This is a genomic window from Vibrio sp. BS-M-Sm-2 (genome assembly GCF_041504345.1).
Lineage (GTDB): Bacteria > Pseudomonadota > Gammaproteobacteria > Enterobacterales > Vibrionaceae > Vibrio > Vibrio satsumensis.
In genome coordinates, this window is record NZ_CP167894.1 from 2927635 (window position 1) to 2943986 (window position 16352).

A 16352-nucleotide genomic window follows, 5' to 3' on the forward strand; every position below is an offset into this window, starting at 1 on the left:
AATGTGGCCCTAATTGTTTGTAGCATCTGGAAAAACATGTCTCGCCTTATTATTGCTGAAAAACCAAGCCTCGGCCGCGCGATCGCTGCTGCACTGCCTAATCCACAGAAGAAAGACCAAGGGTTTATCAAATGTGGTAATGGGGATGTAGTGACTTGGTGTATTGGACACTTATTGGAACAGGTTGAGCCAGACGCTTATGACGACCGTTATAAGAAGTGGAACTTGGCCGATCTTCCCATCGTGCCAGAGCAATGGCAGCTAAGACCACGCAAGACTTCAAGCAAACAGCTCACGGTGATCCGAAAGCTATTGAAGGACGCTACTCAAATTGTTCACGCCGGAGACCCAGATAGAGAAGGGCAGCTTTTGGTTGATGAAGTGATTGATTACTGCAAAGTTTCTAAAGCCAAGAAAGAGTCGATGGAAAGGCTGCTTATCAGCGACTTAAACTTACCTGCTGTAAAACGTGCACTCTCTCAAATGCGTAGCAATCGCGATTTTATCCCTCTTTCTGTTTCAGCATTGGCACGCTCTAGAGCCGATTGGCTGTATGGCATGAACATGACTCGCGCTTATACCTTGCTTGGTCAAAAGGCGGGCTACCAAGGCGTCTTGTCGGTAGGGCGAGTGCAGACTCCAGTACTTGGTTTGGTTGTAAGACGTGATGAAGAAATTGAGAATTTTATTCCTAAAGATTACTTCACTCTGCACGCTTTGATCCCTTATCAAAATAACGGGCAAAGCTTTGATATTCGCGCGCGTTGGAAACCAAGCGAAGCATGTAAACCATGGCAAGATGAAGAAGGTCGAGTGCTTAATCGCAAGTTGGTTGAGAACGTGGCTAACCGAATTGCGAGTCAACCCGCGGTGGTAACGGAATCAGAGCAAAAGCAAAGTAAACAAGCTGCGCCACTGCCTTACTCGTTGTCAGCACTGCAGATTGATGCGTCTAAGCGTTTTGGCATGAGTGCTCAGCAGGTGTTGGACACGTGCCAGTCATTATATGAGAAGCACAAGCTCATCACTTACCCTCGTTCTGATAGCCGATACCTGCCTAAAGATCACTACTCGCAACGAGAGTCAGTCGTCGATGCTATCGCTAATAATGCGAAAGAACTACAAAGTGGTGCGCAAGGCGCAGATCTTTCACTGAAATCAAAAGCGTGGAACGACAGTAAGGTCGATGCTCACCACGCAATAATCCCAACACCGAAGAAATCATCGGTGAATGGTTTGTCTGCCAATGAGATGAAAATCTATCAGCAAATCGCTCGCCAATATCTGATGCAGTTCTACCCACCGGCTGTGTTTGCGGATGCTAAGTTAGTGTTTGATATCGCTGGTGGTGTGTTCATTGCGAAAGGACGTCAGCTTATCAACCCAGGTTGGAAAGTGTTGATGGGGAAAACGGACACCGAAGAGAAAGGTGATGGCACGGATACGGTTCCTCCATTGGATAAAGGTACGGTGTTGACGTGTCGTGAAGGCGTGATTGGTGATAAGAAAACCGAGCCACCAAAATATTTTACTGAAGCGACCTTGCTACAAGCGATGACAGGTATCGCGCGTTTTGTTGCGAACAAAGACCTCAAAGCCATTTTGAAAGAGACTGATGGCCTTGGCACTGAAGCGACTCGTGCGGGTATTTTAGATACGCTATTCAAAAGGCAGCTGCTAACGCGCCAAGGTAAGAGTATTCATAGTAGCCCTGCGGGGAGAGGCTTGATCCATGCTTTGCCTGAGGATTCTACTTTTCCTGACATGACAGCGCATTGGGAACACCAGTTACAAGGTATGGCCGAGCGTAACCAAGCGTACCAACCTTTCATGCAAGCGCTAGAAAGCAAGATTGATGGTTTGATGGGCAAGGTAAAAACGGGCGAAGTTCCTGAATCTCTGCGTCATCTTCCTAAAGTTGAGAGACCCGCTTTTAAACGTCGTAAAGGCGGTGGTGCGAAGAAAGCTTATGCCAAGAAAGGTACCTATGCTAAGAAAGGCACTAAAAGCTAGGAACTGAGAGCAAACAGCTGTTTATTGGCGATACTGGAATTAACGACCGACTTTGCGTCCGCAGCGCTTAAACAGCTGTTGCCAATAATCAACATGGCGGCGAGTGGATGATCGAAAGGCTTGATGCGCATCTTTGATGGGAAAGTAATAACTGTGCAGGTCAGGTTGCGCGTCAAACATCCCTAGTTGCGGGGCTAACTGCTGGTAAAAGCCATCCAGCTGCGCCATGTAAGGCTGAACCTTACCTATGTATTGCTGCTCGAATACATTGTTGAGATAACGAAACTTAGTGGTGTCTCGCTGCTTCCCGCAGATGATGTTGGCATCAAAAGTAGTGAGTTGCTTGGTGATGGTATCAAGCTCAGCTGAGGTACGGGCGAGCGAGTAGTATAAATCCCCGAGCGTAGAGCTCTTCTCTAATACTTCTTGAACCTCAGTAGTCTTGCCTGAAACGAGCGGAACGTTTAACGCTTGATTGATATGTTCTAAGGCATCACTGGTTTGTCGTACCTGATCGCCGATATCAGCACGTAACCACTGACTACCACGCATTTGCGACTGCATTGCTTCACTGGCATAGATTAGATTCCATTGGTGCAGTGGAAATTGTGCGAGTTTCTGTTGCTCGATTTCTCTGAGTAATTCTACGATCTCTGGATCTAATTCGTTATTAGATAAACACTTACCAACACCTTCCAGTAGAGCGACTTGATAATCGTAATTCCGGAACTCGTCGGCGACTTTTCCAAGTACGGAATTTCTTTCTGCAATCAGATTGAATAACCCACATTGTCGAAGTTGATAACTGTCGATGAGACCGATAGAAAGTGAGGGCACGTCAAGCAACAGCTCTCGCTTTCTCGGTAGGTTTTCAAACTCCCAGTCATCATTGAGTTCTTTTGCATCTTGTACTCTGGCGACCTTAGTTTGATAGTCGTCGAACAAGTCGCCGGGGCCATCACTGAAACAGCCAGCTAGCATCACTGTCAGACAAAACAGCGTTGAGTGCTTAACTAGGTTTGAGAGAGGCCCTGCATTCATCTGTGGATCACCAGTCTATTTCGCTGCCATCGAAATTGAAGAAGTGACCACTCACTTCGGTATTCGCTGACTCGATGACTTTAATAAGGCCGGATGCTGAAGTGTCGGTGTCGATCAGAGCATTCGGCCCGCCCATTTCAGTCTGTACCCAACCTGGATGCAGTGCTAACACCGTAAAGCCATTCTCGGTTAAGTCGTTGCTTAGGCTCTTCACCACGGAGTTTAGAGCGGCTTTAGAGGAGCGATAGATATAACCGCCGCCTGAGGTGTTCTCAGTCATACTGCCGACTCTAGAGGATAAACAAGCGACCTTTTTGATATCGCTGTCTTCTAATAAAGGCAATAGCGTTTCGACAAGTTTCAGCGGAGCAATAGTGTTGACTTCAAAAACACGACGCCACTCTTCGACATCGGTATTACCCAGCCCATAACCTTTAGGACCATAGTAGCCAGCGTTGTTGAGCAAGATATCAATCGGTTCCATTTGCGAGGGGAGTTGGCCTACTGCTTGGTAATCGGTTATCTCTAATTGAATGCAGGTTAGGTTGCTGTTGTGCTTTGCGAGTGAGAGCAGTTCTTTTGCTGAATTGGCTTCACGATAAGTCGCGTACACCTTGTGGTTACCTTTCAAGTACTGCTGAGTCAGGCTTAAGCCAATGCCGCGGTTCGCTCCAGTAATAAAAATTACGCTCATGGTGATTCCTTTTCAGTTCAATTAGTTAAGTTTGATGGCTTAACACGAGAAAATCAACGCTCCACCAACTGGCCATTAACATTCCTACAAAAATCATTACTGCTGTTACTGAGCCGCAGATCACCCCAAAGATGAGTATTAGGTTTCTCATTGCTGTCTCTTTTTGAAATTTAATATAATGATAACCATTATCATTAATTAAGGTTGTCGCCTAGGCTGAGACTGTTATGATTTTGAGAAAGATACGCAATTAACCTGATTATGATTCCTTTAATTTACCACCCAATCTATTCGCAGTTACCTTTACCAGAAGGTCACCGTTACCCAATCAACAAATATCAGTTGTTATATAGTGCTGTTGAGAAACGAATGGATAGCGAACCTCGATGGAAGAGCAAGTTTGAAGTGTTTCAACCAACGCCGGTTTCGGTTGAGCAAGTAAAACAGGTACACGATAGTGACTATGTCGATTTACTTGTGTCTGGTAATTTGCCAGCGGCCAAAATGAGACGCATCGGGTTCCCGTGGAGTGAGCAACTGATCGAAAGGACACTCTACTCAAGTGGAGGAACTTGTTTAGCGGCTGAAATGGCCATAGAGAGTGGTTTAGCGATTCATTTGAGTGGTGGTTATCATCACGCACACCATGATTTTGGTAGCGGATTTTGTTTGTTGAACGATCTGGTTTTAGCGGCAAAACATGCGCTGACCTTTGAACATATCGATAAAGTGCTTATCGTCGACAGCGATGTTCATCATGGTGATGGCACTGCGACTCTTTGCCAAGAGAATGACGACATCATTACTTTGTCGTTCCACTGCGATAAAAACTTCCCTGCACGAAAACCGCTATCTGATTTAGATGTGCTGTTAAGTCGTGAAACAGAAGATAAAGAGTTTCTGCGTTGTTTTGAGCAAGTCACCAAGCTGGCGATTGCTCACCATCAACCTGATCTCATTATTTATGATGCGGGTATCGATATCCATCAAGACGATGAACTAGGCTATTTGAATGTGTCTACACAAGGGATATTTGAACGCGACTGCTTGATGATCGACTTAGCGAAATCAGAATCTATTCCGATGGCGTGTGTTGTTGGTGGTGGCTATCGAACACAGCATGAAGATCTGGTTTCTATTCACATGCAATTATTGAAAGCGGCACTAGTAGTGAATGTTTGACGTGACAAACTCGGGTTTTCTCCAGATACAAAAAAGCCGCTGATTTCTCAGCGGCTTTCTTTAATGTGGTGGAGGGATAGGGATTTGAACCCTAGAACCGCTATTAACGGTTGCCGGTTTTCAAGACCGGTGCTTTCGACCACTCAGCCATCCCTCCGATGCCGCGTATAATATAAGGGAGGCCCTCGCTTGTAAATACCCTTATTAACTGACTGCTTTTTTTATGAACGCTTTTCGATGTTTTTGTGTTGAGTGGCTATTTATTATGCTTTTTTGATGGTTTTCTTATTGGTGTTCGCTAAATCGGGCTAAAGCGAGCAGTGCGAACATCTTAGGCTAGCGACATAACGGTGTAATGGTTGAAATGCTGGTGTGGACTTGTGAGTGAGTGACAAAGAAAGTGGAAGTTTGATGGTAATGCTATTGGGCAAGTTCTTTTGGATGATTAAGTTTGGTGATGAAGTACAAAGAGAAGTGATAAACCCCAGATGCAAAAAAGCCGCTGATTTCTCAGCGGCTTTCTTTAATGTGGTGGAGGGATAGGGATTTGAACCCTAGAACCGCTATTAACGGTTGCCGGTTTTCAAGACCGGTGCTTTCGACCACTCAGCCATCCCTCCAGTGGCGTGAATAATATAAGGGGCAGAGGACCTTGTAAACCCCTAATTTTCATAATTTTGTTCTGTTGCTTGTTTTCTAGTCATTAACGGCAATAAAAAAGGGAAGCCACTGGCTTCCCTTTTATTTTTGGTGATCATTTAATCATTTTTTGTGTAGAAACGCTGTAGCTCAGTGAGGCCTTGCATCAACACCGGTAAGCGAGGGCTTACGTTTTTCAGGCGCTTGTAATTCTGATCGTACAGTTTGTAGTTACCAAATTTATCTAACACAGTAGTTTGCTTGTCAGTAATCAGAGCAAGTTCACGAGAGTCACCCGCGAGAATCCACTTTCTCTTACGCTCATTAAACAGGCTGCGACCACTACTGAAATCAGTCGGACTTGAAGATACACCCAATAGCTCTTGCATCAGAGTTACTGATACGTCTAGATGACTAGAACGGTGAGTGTACTCAGAAGCAGACTTACCAGGCCAGCTGATAAACAGTGGTACTTGTAACTGATAACGACTGTAGTTGGAGTTTGCACCCCAGCTATTCGTTTTGGTTTCGTTAAACTCAGTACCGTGGTTAGAGGTAATGATTACAACCGTGTTGTCGGTTAGATCTAAGCGCTCTAGCTCCGCATAGATTGTTGCTAGCTGAGCATCGGCGGCTTGAGCTGATTTTTGATAGTCTGCAGTAAACCGTTCCGCTGTGGTTAACGTTGAGTTTGATTCAGAGCTTGAATCGTAGCTGGCGAAGTTATCCAGTGTGGTCAGTTCAATAAAGTTAAACCAAGGGCGCTTCGCTTGCGGTGATTGAATCCAGTTAGACCAAGCTTGTATTGCACTCTGGTCATCATACGTTGCCTGTTCTGGCATCACATCACGTCCTCGGAAGATGATATCCGAGTAAAGAGCATCGCTAAAGTTGTCGCCACTGAACGCAGCAAACTTGTACTTGTGATTATCTAAAACATCGAGTAATACCGCGCTAGAGCCTTGGGCTTCGATGCTGCTCGCGTAGCTGCTCGGAAGACCATAAAACAAACCGAAAATACCAAACATGTCGTTACTAGAACTGTAGTGGTTGGTGAAGTTGATCGACTGTTGTGCGAATGCATAGCTGCTAGGCATTGATGTTTCGTTCAGTGCGTCAGAGCGAAGGTTGTTCACACTCACCATCAGGATGTTCAGATCATCACTACGACGGTTGTACTGAATTTCTTCTAGTGGGTAGCTAACGAGGTTTACATTGCCTTTGTTCGCTTCCAAACGTTCTAGATATTCTTCACGGTCTAATAGACCATGTTTTTCCATAAAGCTTTTCGCTGTCATTGGATAAGACAGTGGGAAGTTCGCTTTCTGGCTAGTAATTGGGTTATAGAAATACGCATCAGCCCACATGTAGGTCAGGTGGCTGCTGATGAAACACAAGAAGAATACGGCAGTAATTGGACGGCCAATGTGTTTATGAGACAGTTTACGCTGCTTACGCCAAACCCATTCAGATAAGCCAAGCTGTAGCAAGAAGATGAGCGGCATAACAATGAAGAGGTGCTGCAAATCAGACGTGAATGCAGATTCCTCTCCACTGAATAAAACCTCCCACACAACAGGCGTCAGGTGGAGGTTTATATTTTGATACGTTTGGGTATCAATCAGTAGGACAGTTAAACCTATGGTCGCAAAACAAACCGCAACCAAACGTAATAACTTCCTCGACGGAAGAATAAAAGTGAGCGGGAACAGCACTAATAGATAGAGCGCGAACACTAAAAAGCCAAAATGACCAACCCACGATGCAGCCAAATAGAATTGACCTAGCAAGGTTTCTGGCCAAGCAGATTGAGTAATATAACGAGTACCAATCAACATCGCAGCAATGATGTTGAAAAATGCAAACCAGTGACCCCAACCAACCAGTCGAGATACACGATCGCTATATGAGTTTGCGCTGTCTACCATTTATAATTCTTTTATCCGTCAATCAAATTTAGTGAGACTTTTTATCTTCAAGAGAAGAAATTAAAGCCTCGGCAAATTTTTCAGCAATTCCTTTGCGTTGTGAAGCAGCAACATTCTGATTTAAGACATTGGTTGCGATATTTCCAGCGATCATCAGTGAAAGTTCTGGTGAAGCTTTGTGCTTAGATAGTACAGCACCTACTTCAGCTAGGATTTTTTCAACTTGATCATCTGTGTATTTAGATATAATCGGCATAAGGACTCTAATAATGATAGTAAAAGCGGCTTATGATAACCTACTATGCACGACAACTGAAACCTGAACGGTAATATTTTCACTATGAGCCTTCACCTTTCCAACGTAATTTTACACCAGCTGAGCAAGAACGATCAGGATGAACTGATTGTTAACTATCGTGCTGAATCTCTAGAAAACGATGCTTCATCTGAAAGTCTGGTTGCTGAACTTCACCGTGTTTTTAACTCAAAAGCAGGCAAAGGGTTTGGTTCTTTCAAATCTGACAGCGAATTTCAGCAGTGGTTGCACCAACTTCGTGCTGGTGAGACAAACTTTTACGATTTTTCTCAAAAGAGTGCGCAACGTCTAAAAGATGAGCTTTCAAAATACCCATTTGCTGACGAAGGTATCTTGGTAATGGCTGAATATCAGTCACTTGCAACAGATTACCTATTCATTGGTTTGCTGCCTTCAAACCAAAGCCTAAAGGTAACTGAAGGGCTAGATATTAGTGCGACGGATTACCTTGATATCTCAAAAATGGATATCGCGGCTCGCCTAGACCTTTCTACTTATGAGACTGATAAAGAGTCAAACCGTTATTTAACTTACATTAAAGGACGTGTTGGCCGTAAAGTCGCCGATTTCTTCTTAGATTTCTTACAAGCTGAAGTGGGTCTGGATGCGAAACAGCAAAACCAAGTACTGATGCAAGCGGTAGAAGATTTCGTTTCTGACTCTAAATTAGAAAAAGAAGAAGCGATCAGCTACAAAAAGCAGGTTGCGGATTACTGTAACGAGCAGCTTAAAGCTGGCGATGAAGTGCAAGTTCGTGAACTTTCTGGAGAGTTACCAGCAAGCACAGATGGCACAAGTTTCTTTGACTATACTAGTGAGCAAGGTTACGAGTTAGAAGACAGCTTTCCAGCCGATCGTGCAACTATGCGTAAACTAACAAAATTTGTTGGTGCTGGTGGCGGTTTGAATGTTAGTTTTGATAGTCTGCTTCTAGGCGAACGTATCTTTTACGATCCGGAGACAGACACGCTAACGATTAAAGGCACACCACCGAACTTACGTGACCAATTGACTCGCAATAAGTCATAGTCGGAAGTTAACGGATAAAAGCGGCAGCAGGATGTTGTCGCTTATTTTGTGCTTAATCTTTTAGCTACTGTTATGGCTTCAAGTTAACACGCACAAGGAATATAGATGGAACAATCAGTAGCAAAGCCCAAACGCTTTAAAAAACCAGCCACCTTCTTGGTTGTGCTCTTGGCTCTGTGGCTACTTCCTTCATTGGCTCTTCTTAATTTAAGCCGTTCCTACACCAATTCTCTTGCTCAAATCGAAGAGCTCGGTATTCGAGTCAACGAGTTGAGGCAATCACTTTATTTCTCAGAACCGCTTCGAGTCTCTCGTATCAATGATCTAGCACTCGATGCTCAGTTGGTTTATTCAATCCGACTGCAGATTGAATCTGATTTTCAACACGCTTTGTTTCGCCCTGATGTGAACCAACTGTTGTACGTAGCCGATCAGTTCCTAGAAAAGTTCGATGAGTTCATCCCGATCGAAAGCCAAGTTCAAGACATCGTTGATAACATTAAGATGTTGCGTGCGGATAAAGAGCTTTCCCCTAAGTTAAAACCACTCCTAAACGAATTCGGCGTAGTGGTCTTTGAAGCGATGTATTCTGACAGTCAAAGTTCGTCTGCCACTTATCGTGCCTTCGATTCTATTCTAGAAAAATCTTATTCATTAAAAACCAAAGAGCAAGATGCACTTCAACAGCTATTGGCTGATGCTTCAGCATTGTTGAGTGATTACGCCCAGCTCAATTATTTGGTCGATAAGATTAAGAAAAACTCAGTGAATGAGCAGATCATTAAACTTGAAGCTGAGTTTCATGAGCGTCAGTTTAACCTTTTACTTGTGATGTTAGGCTTGAGCTTAGTGGCGATGAGCGCTTTGGTTGTGTGGAGTGTTAGTGTGAGAAAAGCGGCTCTGCAGCCCAAAGCAGAACAGGGTATAGCCCCTGAACCTAGCAAAGAAAAGGTTGTTAATCTTTCCGATAAGGAAGATGAATTGTTTTCAGAAAGTAGCGTTGATTCGACTCCCTCGGCAACTAACCAGTTTGAGAAAGAGCCTGAGGTACCTGAAACCGTATTGAATCAGCAACCAGAATATCAACCTCAACAAAATATGAGCCCTGCAAGTCAACCTGGTACGATAGGCGAGCCAATGTCGGAGAAACACATAGCCAGTGTGACGGACTCTAAGCCTGCGATTGATATTGAAGACATGTTGGAGACACTCGATGGTGATGCTGAGTCTGTCGAATTGTTGCTTGGCGTCTTTGTACAAGATCACGCAGGTGATTATAAGAAATTTAAGTCTTTGCTGATCAAAGATGAAACCTCCGCAGCTCGCATTGTACATAGTTTAAAAGGCGTAGCTGGTAGCATTAAAGCGTCTCGATTAGCGATTATTGCCGCGAGTATTGAAATGACAATGAAGCAATCAAGAGCCATCAGTGAGCATGATTTAACAGAGCTCGAGCAGGCAATAAAAGCCTCGGTAGATTCAGCTCATGCATATTTAGATAATCAACGTTAACTTTTGCAGGGATTTTGACAATACTCTGACGAAGTGCTCATACAATCCGCGCCCTTAGTCTTTGTCAGAGGTTTATATGTTACGAGTTTCGAGTCGAAGTTGGATGGTGTTGGTGCTTAGCATTGTGCTAAGTGGTTGTTCTCTCCTAGAAGTTAAGTTAGATAGTCAGACGACGCCTCTCACTCAACAAGAGCTGAATGCTCGCCTCATGACGCGTGAATACGCCAAGATGTTTTTTACAAGAGTCGAAGACTCGGCGGACGTAATCGCGCAATCTTACCCGGCTGATGACACCTTACATCAATCTTATGTGTTGCTTTGGAAGATCCACGCAGAGCAAGGCTTACAGCAAGCGGCTTATCAAACTTCTCCTATGTCAGCTTTAATTGACTCATGGGTGTTCACTGCTCAAATGAATCAGTTTTACGCACAAGGTGACGGTGCTGATTTGTTCGTGACCGATGATGCTGTAGAAACAGCTCGTTTTCTTGACCAAGAAGCTGAAAAGCTAGCAAAGGGCGTATTGAGCTCGAGTGATTTCAAAAAGAGCAAAGCATTCGTTGCAGAGTTTGCCGCGAACAATCCTTTTAAAGACCTTACCTTCAGAAGTACGCCTGCTTATCGAGAATGGCTAGCTTACCTTGGTAAAGATGAATCACAGATCGTTCAGAGCCTAGGTACCATGCCAGAAGCCATGAGCGATGCATCAGACCGCTTAAGCCTAATGGCGGACCAAACGCCAAAACTGATGTCTTGGAAAGCCGAATTGGTGGCGATGAATAGCTCACTCACGGGTGAAGATTTGTCGATGACACTAGAAAGCCTTCGCCAAACCTCAGCTAGCATGCAGGACTTTATTGAAAATAACCCTGAATACATGCAAACACTAGCCTCTATTATGTCGGCAGAAATGCAGCCATTGCTCAACGACCTCAGCGATAAAACAGACCAAAAATTGGCGATGCTGAGCGATGAACGTGTCGCTCTGGAAAAGATGGTTACGCGTGAGAGAGAAGCGTTAGTTCAGATGATTGAGAAAGAGCGTCTCGAGATTGCAGGTATTGTGACATCAGAAAGAGAGCTGTTCACTCAAGATTTAGACCGTGTCTCTCAAGAAGTGGTTGTGCTTGCGATTGATAAGCTGATGGAGCTAATCAAGGGTGTGATTATCTACTTTATTCTGTTTATCTTGGTGGTGTTCTTCGCACCGTTAGGCATCGGTTACTGGTTGGGTAAGCGAACCGCAAACAAGTAAAAAACCGATAAAAAAGAGCGCTCTATGGCGCTCTTTTTGCATTTCTACCATTAACGTTTTGAGTTACGTTCGAAAGTGTTAGCCCATGAACTTAAGCTTGTTGCTTGCTTAGCTCTGTCGCTTCTTCAGCTTCAAACGCTGGTGCTGTTGGTTCACACTTATCAACGAACCAACCCATATAAGACGTCACGATAGTTACAATGATACAGATGAAGCTTAGCCACATGAACGGCGCGTAAGACAGCGTCGCAACGCCAAGAATACTCGCCATGTAGATGCCGTTATCACTCCACGGAACCATACCCGACGTTAACGTGCCACCAAACTCAGCATTACGCGATAGGTTCTTACGTTTGTAGCCTAAACGGTCGTAGTTTTTCGCACAGATTTTTGGCGTAAGGATTAACGATACGTACATTGCAGAACCGAATACGTTACCCATGAAAGCCGTGCCAATGGTGCTAGTCGCTAGTGAGCCTGCGCTGTTTACGCGGCGCTCAAACACTTTAGCGATTGTCTCTAGTACGCCCACTTTATCCAGTAAGCCACCGAAACCTAGACCAAATACGATAACCGCAACCGAACCAAGCATGGAAGACATACCGCCACGGTTAAGAATCGAATCAATAAACTCTACGCCAGATGAGATTGAGAACGGTGCCCAAGCAGTGTTGAATGCCGTTAGGAAGTCGATATCTTGGATCATGACTGCCCAGATAATACCCAGCAAAGAACCAAAGCTGATAACCGGGAAGGAAGGCATACGGAAAGCCAACAGACCAAGCACGATAAGTACTGGAACGAATGAATAAGGGGTGATGTAGAACTGAACTTCCATCGCTTTGATTACAGAGTCTACTTGGCTCATGTCAACGTTGCCCGCGTAGTGGAAACCAAACGCAGTAAACATGATGCCTGTAATCACGTAGCTGATTAACGCAACTGGCAACATGCCCTTGATGTGTTCAACCACTTCAACACCAGACATTGAAGAAGCCAGAATCACTGAATCAGAAAGCGGAGACATCTTGTCACCGAAGTAACAGCCTGACAGCACTGCACCCGCAGTAATCGGCGCTGGAACACCGAGACCTTGGCCGATACCCATCATTGCGATACCTGCTGTACCCGCAGCGCCCCAAGAAGTACCAGTTGCCAATGCGGTTAGAGAACAGATGATCATGGTCGCTAAAAGGAAGATAGAAGGGTGGATAGCTTTCAGACCATAGTAAATGATAGTAGGTACGATCCCGCCTGAGATCCAAGTACCAACAAGAGCGCCAACGGCTAAAAGTATTAAAACCGCGCCTAAGCCATTGGATATTCCTTTGAGTGCTGCTTTTTCTAAGTCTTTGTATTGGTGTCCAAGACGAATACCAAGAACCATGATAATGAACCAGCCAATATACAAGGCAAGTTGAATTGGAAGGTCAAGCTTTGCTGTAAAGGAAAAAGCAAGGGATAGAAATAGTCCTAACGCGATGAATACCTGTAATAGGTTCGGTAGGCGAGTTTTACTCTGCTTCATAAAAGCCTCTTGTGATTTCGAGCATTTATAGTGCTTCGTTATAGTGTGTGGTACAAAACGGACACTACAGTAATTAGTTTATTATATCGAAAAAATACGCCCAAGTTGTGATATTTGACTGTTAACTCAATCAATTGTGGTTTCATAATCTAAAATTTTGTTAAATTCATGATTGTTACATGTTGAAATCTGTCGCACGTTGTTTTCGTTTTGTAAAATAAAATTCTGATTAACCTTGGTTTGAAAGAGGGATTTACTGTTTGTGATGAGCGTCGATTGAACCGGTTTTGGCGATGTAAATGTTTGAATTTGACGATAATGGACGCTTAATCAATGAGGTGGAGATGGAATGTCGATACAGAGATAACTGCACGATTCATTACGTTCACTTAAAAGAAACGAAAAAGTTACACTTTTTGACAAAAAGCACTTGAGTTCTGTTTCTGAAAAACTTATAGATGGGGGAGAGCAATTTTTAATTTATACATGGAGAGTGAGCGATGAGAGTAGGTCTAGTTGGTTGGCGCGGTATGGTGGGTTCTGTACTGATGCAACGTATGGTTGAAGAGAAAGACTTCGACTTGATTGAGCCTGTTTATTACAGCACATCTCAGATTGGTATTCCTGCCCCTGTTCTAGGTGGTAAAGATGCGGGTCTACTTCAAGACGCTTTTGATATTGATAGCCTAAAACAGCTTGATGCTGTGATTACTTGTCAAGGCGGCGATTACACATCAAAAGTATACCCAGCACTGCGTCAAGCAGGTTGGAAAGGTTACTGGATTGATGCAGCTTCTACTCTGCGTATGGACGCTGATTCAATCATCACTCTTGATCCTGTTAACTTGGCTCAAATTCAGCAAGGCATTCACAGTGGCACCAACACTTTCGTTGGCGGTAACTGTACTGTGAGCTTAATGCTTATGGCTCTAGGTGGCCTGTACGAGAAAGGCATGGTTGAGTGGATGAGTGCCATGACTTACCAAGCAGCTTCTGGTGCGGGTGCTAAGAACATGCGTGAGCTGATCTCACAAATGGGTGTGATCAACGACAGCGTAAGTTCTGAGTTAGCGAACCCTTCAAGTTCAATTCTTGATATCGATAAGAAAGTGGCTGATACGATTCGTTCATCTTCATTCCCAACAGACCAATTTGGTGCTCCACTTGCGGGCTCACTGATTCCTTGGATCGATGTGAAGCGTGAAAACGGTCAGAGCAAAGAAGAGTGGAAAGCGGGTGTTGAAGCGAACAAGATTCTTGGTCTAGACGGTCAACCGATTCCTATCGATGGTACCTGTGTACGTATCGGTGCAATGCGTTGTCACGCTCAAGCGCTAACGATTAAGCTCAAGCAAGACGTGCCAATGGACGAGATCGAAGAGATCATCGCGACGCACAATGATTGGGTTAAAGTGATTCCTAATGACCGCGACATCACAGCACAGGAGCTAACACCAGCGAAAGTAACAGGCACTATGTCTGTACCAGTCGGTCGTCTGCGCAAGATGTCGATGGGCAACGACTTCCTAAACGCATTCACGGTTGGTGACCAATTGCTTTGGGGTGCTGCAGAACCACTACGTCGTACTCTGCGCATTATCCTTGCTGAGAAAGCGTAACTGCCTCATTTTTGAGAATAATTAACGAAGAAGCGCCTTAGGGCGCTTTTTTTGTTTCTGATGACAGAAGCCTGACTTTAAAACCTTACCTTTCGTGCGTCTTAAAGTTGGAGCTAGAAAATGAAAGCAAACCTTAAAGGTTTTACTCTTATCGAGTTGATTGTTGTTATCGTCATTATTGGTGTTTTAGCGGTTGTTGCAGCACCTAGGTTTTTAAACATACAACATGATGCTAGGGCTTCGGTTATGGAAGGGTTAGGGGCATCAGTCCATACCGCAGCGGATTTAGCATTCGAAAAAGCAGCTGTGGCAGGAATGGAAGACCAAGAACGTTACCTCGTACCAAACTACGGAAGCGTACAGTTTGGCTACCCTGCTGTTGAAAAAGGGGGAACGGAAAACTTTTTGGCGATTGATTCTGGGTACCATGATTTAACGAAAGAGTGGACTTGGGCTGCACATAATAATGGGTCTGTTGGCGACCCTGATTTGTGGCTGATTACCCGATCGGAATATTTGTCGGACGTTCTTCCCAATGACTTCAATACCGCTATCGAGAAGACCCAATGCTATGTGAAATACACGGCTGCGATGGAAGCAAATGATGACTACCAAGTGGAAGTTTTCACAGATGGCTGTTAGATAGTTAAGAAAACCAAAAAAGAGCTCTTTTTTGGTTTTATTCGGTCTTGTCGGTGACGACACGCTTGTCTGGATCTGCCAATTCGCTTGCACAGTGTTTGCAATACATGGCGTCAGAATCATGACCCGCTCGGTTGCAGTTAGGACACTTAACCAACTCTTTGTGTGAGTTCATTTCATTACTGAGTTCTGCAGTAATAATCCCTGTCGGCACCGCCAAAATTGAGTAACCCAATAGCATGGTCAGTGATGCTATGGCTTTGCCAAGCGCGGTCTGCGGCACCATGTCACCATATCCCACTGTCGTGATGGTCACGATTGCCCAATAGATGCTGTGAGGAATACTAGTGAAGCCATTTTCTGGTCCTTCAATAACAAAGATCAGAGCACCAAAGATAACGACTAAGATCCCAACGGTGCTGAAGAAGATCAGTATCTTTCGTCTTGCCATTAACAGTGAGCGCAACAGAATATTGGAATCTTGCAGGTAGCGAACCAGTTTTAGGATTCGGAAGATACGCATCACACGAAGCAGCCTCACCACACCCATAAACGAAGCGCCAGGGAAGATGATCGCTAAGTAGGTTGGAAGAATCGCTAATAGGTCAACGACACCATAAAAGCTAGTAGCGTAAGATTTTGGCTTTGGAGAGCAATAAAGCCTCAACAAATACTCAAGAGTGAAGAGTGCAGTAAAGGTGTATTCGATATAACGCAGCTGTTGTGACCATTCACTCATTACATTAGGAATGGACTCTAAGATTAGAACTAACAGCGAAGCCAAGATTGCAACGATCAGAGAGATATCAAATGCACGTCCGGCAGGCGTGTGAGTACCAAAGATAATGACGTACAAATGATGCTTGAGTGGCTTGCGTGACATAAGGAGAGATTCATCTTCTGTTAAATGCATTAACAGTCATTATACTAGCTTCATAATAACGAGGCGAGTGA

14 protein-coding genes and 2 tRNA genes are annotated in these 16352 nt (G+C 44.4%); 8 read left to right on the forward strand and 8 right to left on the reverse strand.

The genetic code is table 11. The annotated features are described in order from the left end of the window. Nucleotides 1-36: 36 nt before the first annotated feature. Nucleotides 37-2013: a DNA topoisomerase III gene (locus tag AB8613_RS13525; protein ID WP_372383954.1), complete on the forward strand. Its 1977-nt coding sequence runs from the start codon at nt 37-39 to the stop codon at nt 2011-2013. A 39-nt stretch (nt 2014-2052) separates the two neighbouring features. On the opposite strand, the gene AB8613_RS13530 is transcribed toward AB8613_RS13525, so the two are convergent. Both AB8613_RS13530 and AB8613_RS13535 read right to left on the reverse strand, forming a co-directional pair. Next, nucleotides 2053-3054 carry a DUF3080 domain-containing protein gene (locus AB8613_RS13530; protein ID WP_327783631.1) on the reverse strand — a complete coding sequence of 334 codons (1002 nt, stop codon included), beginning with the start codon at nt 3052-3054 and terminating at the stop codon, nt 2053-2055. 7 nt (nt 3055-3061) lie between these two features. Next, entirely contained in the window at nt 3062-3748 is a 687-nt protein-coding gene (locus AB8613_RS13535; RefSeq protein ID WP_146492266.1) for an SDR family oxidoreductase, read from the reverse strand. A 261-nt stretch (nt 3749-4009) separates the two neighbouring features. Here AB8613_RS13535 and AB8613_RS13540 point away from each other — a divergent pair, with 261 nt between their 5' ends. Continuing rightward, a complete protein-coding gene (locus AB8613_RS13540; RefSeq protein ID WP_372383955.1) occupies nt 4010-4930 on the forward strand; it encodes a histone deacetylase in 921 nt (306 codons plus the stop codon). A gap of 66 nt (nt 4931-4996) precedes the next feature. On the opposite strand, the gene AB8613_RS13545 is transcribed toward AB8613_RS13540, so the two are convergent. Continuing rightward, nucleotides 4997-5087: transfer RNA gene (locus AB8613_RS13545), tRNA-Ser, on the reverse strand. A 227-nt stretch (nt 5088-5314) separates the two neighbouring features. Here AB8613_RS13545 and AB8613_RS13550 point away from each other — a divergent pair. Continuing rightward, the gene (locus tag AB8613_RS13550; RefSeq protein WP_372383956.1) at nt 5315-5473 is read left to right on the forward strand and encodes a hypothetical protein; all 159 of its coding nucleotides are present in this window, start codon (nt 5315-5317) and stop codon (nt 5471-5473) included. On the opposite strand, the gene AB8613_RS13555 is transcribed toward AB8613_RS13550, so the two are convergent. From AB8613_RS13555 to AB8613_RS13565, 3 genes are all read right to left on the reverse strand, one after another. After that, nucleotides 5460-5550: transfer RNA gene (locus tag AB8613_RS13555), tRNA-Ser, on the reverse strand. The genes AB8613_RS13550 and AB8613_RS13555 overlap by 14 nt on opposite strands. A gap of 138 nt (nt 5551-5688) precedes the next feature. Continuing rightward, a complete protein-coding gene (locus AB8613_RS13560; RefSeq protein ID WP_372383957.1) occupies nt 5689-7497 on the reverse strand; it encodes a DUF3413 domain-containing protein in 1809 nt (602 codons plus the stop codon). 28 nt (nt 7498-7525) lie between these two features. Beyond that, the gene (locus AB8613_RS13565; protein WP_017068253.1) at nt 7526-7753 is read right to left on the reverse strand and encodes a YejL family protein; all 228 of its coding nucleotides are present in this window, start codon (nt 7751-7753) and stop codon (nt 7526-7528) included. Nucleotides 7754-7837: 84 nt separating this feature from the next. Here AB8613_RS13565 and yejK point away from each other — a divergent pair, with 84 nt between their 5' ends. From yejK to AB8613_RS13580, 3 genes are all read left to right on the forward strand, one after another. Continuing rightward, the gene (gene yejK / locus AB8613_RS13570) at nt 7838-8842 is read left to right on the forward strand and encodes a nucleoid-associated protein YejK (RefSeq protein WP_017061190.1); all 1005 of its coding nucleotides are present in this window, start codon (nt 7838-7840) and stop codon (nt 8840-8842) included. Nucleotides 8843-8947: 105 nt separating this feature from the next. Then, entirely contained in the window at nt 8948-10354 is a 1407-nt protein-coding gene (locus AB8613_RS13575) for an Hpt domain-containing protein (RefSeq protein ID WP_372383958.1), read from the forward strand. Between the two features lie 76 nt (nt 10355-10430). After that, nucleotides 10431-11609, forward strand: a complete 1179-nt coding sequence (locus tag AB8613_RS13580) for a chemotaxis protein (protein ID WP_146492458.1) — start codon at nt 10431-10433, stop codon at nt 11607-11609. A gap of 91 nt (nt 11610-11700) precedes the next feature. On the opposite strand, the gene nhaC is transcribed toward AB8613_RS13580, so the two are convergent. Then, the gene (gene nhaC / locus AB8613_RS13585) at nt 11701-13137 is read right to left on the reverse strand and encodes a Na+/H+ antiporter NhaC (protein WP_017063453.1); all 1437 of its coding nucleotides are present in this window, start codon (nt 13135-13137) and stop codon (nt 11701-11703) included. Nucleotides 13138-13637: 500 nt separating this feature from the next. On the opposite strand from nhaC, the gene asd reads away from it, so the two are divergent. Further along, nucleotides 13638-14756, forward strand: coding sequence for an aspartate-semialdehyde dehydrogenase (gene asd, locus AB8613_RS13590; RefSeq protein ID WP_017629874.1), 1119 nt, complete (start codon nt 13638-13640; stop codon nt 14754-14756). A gap of 120 nt (nt 14757-14876) precedes the next feature. After that, the gene (locus tag AB8613_RS13595) at nt 14877-15398 is read left to right on the forward strand and encodes a prepilin-type N-terminal cleavage/methylation domain-containing protein (RefSeq protein WP_372383959.1); all 522 of its coding nucleotides are present in this window, start codon (nt 14877-14879) and stop codon (nt 15396-15398) included. 37 nt (nt 15399-15435) lie between these two features. Here the strand turns inward: AB8613_RS13595 and AB8613_RS13600 are convergent, their stop codons facing one another. After that, the gene (locus AB8613_RS13600; RefSeq protein WP_327784273.1) at nt 15436-16281 is read right to left on the reverse strand and encodes an ion transporter; all 846 of its coding nucleotides are present in this window, start codon (nt 16279-16281) and stop codon (nt 15436-15438) included. Nucleotides 16282-16352 lie beyond the last annotated feature (71 nt).

Coding starts and splice junctions, on each gene's coding strand:
- AB8613_RS13525 (WP_372383954.1), top strand. CDS start 37: ATGTCTCGCCTTATTATTGCTGAAAAACCAAGCCTCGGCCGCGCGATC.
- AB8613_RS13530 (WP_327783631.1), bottom strand. CDS start 3,054: ATGAATGCAGGGCCTCTCTCAAACCTAGTTAAGCACTCAACGCTGTTT.
- AB8613_RS13535 (WP_146492266.1), bottom strand. CDS start 3,748: ATGAGCGTAATTTTTATTACTGGAGCGAACCGCGGCATTGGCTTAAGC.
- AB8613_RS13540 (WP_372383955.1), top strand. CDS start 4,010: ATGATTCCTTTAATTTACCACCCAATCTATTCGCAGTTACCTTTACCA.
- AB8613_RS13560 (WP_372383957.1), bottom strand. CDS start 7,497: ATGGTAGACAGCGCAAACTCATATAGCGATCGTGTATCTCGACTGGTT.
- AB8613_RS13565 (WP_017068253.1), bottom strand. CDS start 7,753: ATGCCGATTATATCTAAATACACAGATGATCAAGTTGAAAAAATCCTA.
- yejK (WP_017061190.1), top strand. CDS start 7,838: ATGAGCCTTCACCTTTCCAACGTAATTTTACACCAGCTGAGCAAGAAC.
- AB8613_RS13575 (WP_372383958.1), top strand. CDS start 8,948: ATGGAACAATCAGTAGCAAAGCCCAAACGCTTTAAAAAACCAGCCACC.
- AB8613_RS13580 (WP_146492458.1), top strand. CDS start 10,431: ATGTTACGAGTTTCGAGTCGAAGTTGGATGGTGTTGGTGCTTAGCATT.
- nhaC (WP_017063453.1), bottom strand. CDS start 13,137: ATGAAGCAGAGTAAAACTCGCCTACCGAACCTATTACAGGTATTCATC.
- asd (WP_017629874.1), top strand. CDS start 13,638: ATGAGAGTAGGTCTAGTTGGTTGGCGCGGTATGGTGGGTTCTGTACTG.
- AB8613_RS13595 (WP_372383959.1), top strand. CDS start 14,877: ATGAAAGCAAACCTTAAAGGTTTTACTCTTATCGAGTTGATTGTTGTT.
- AB8613_RS13600 (WP_327784273.1), bottom strand. CDS start 16,281: ATGTCACGCAAGCCACTCAAGCATCATTTGTACGTCATTATCTTTGGT.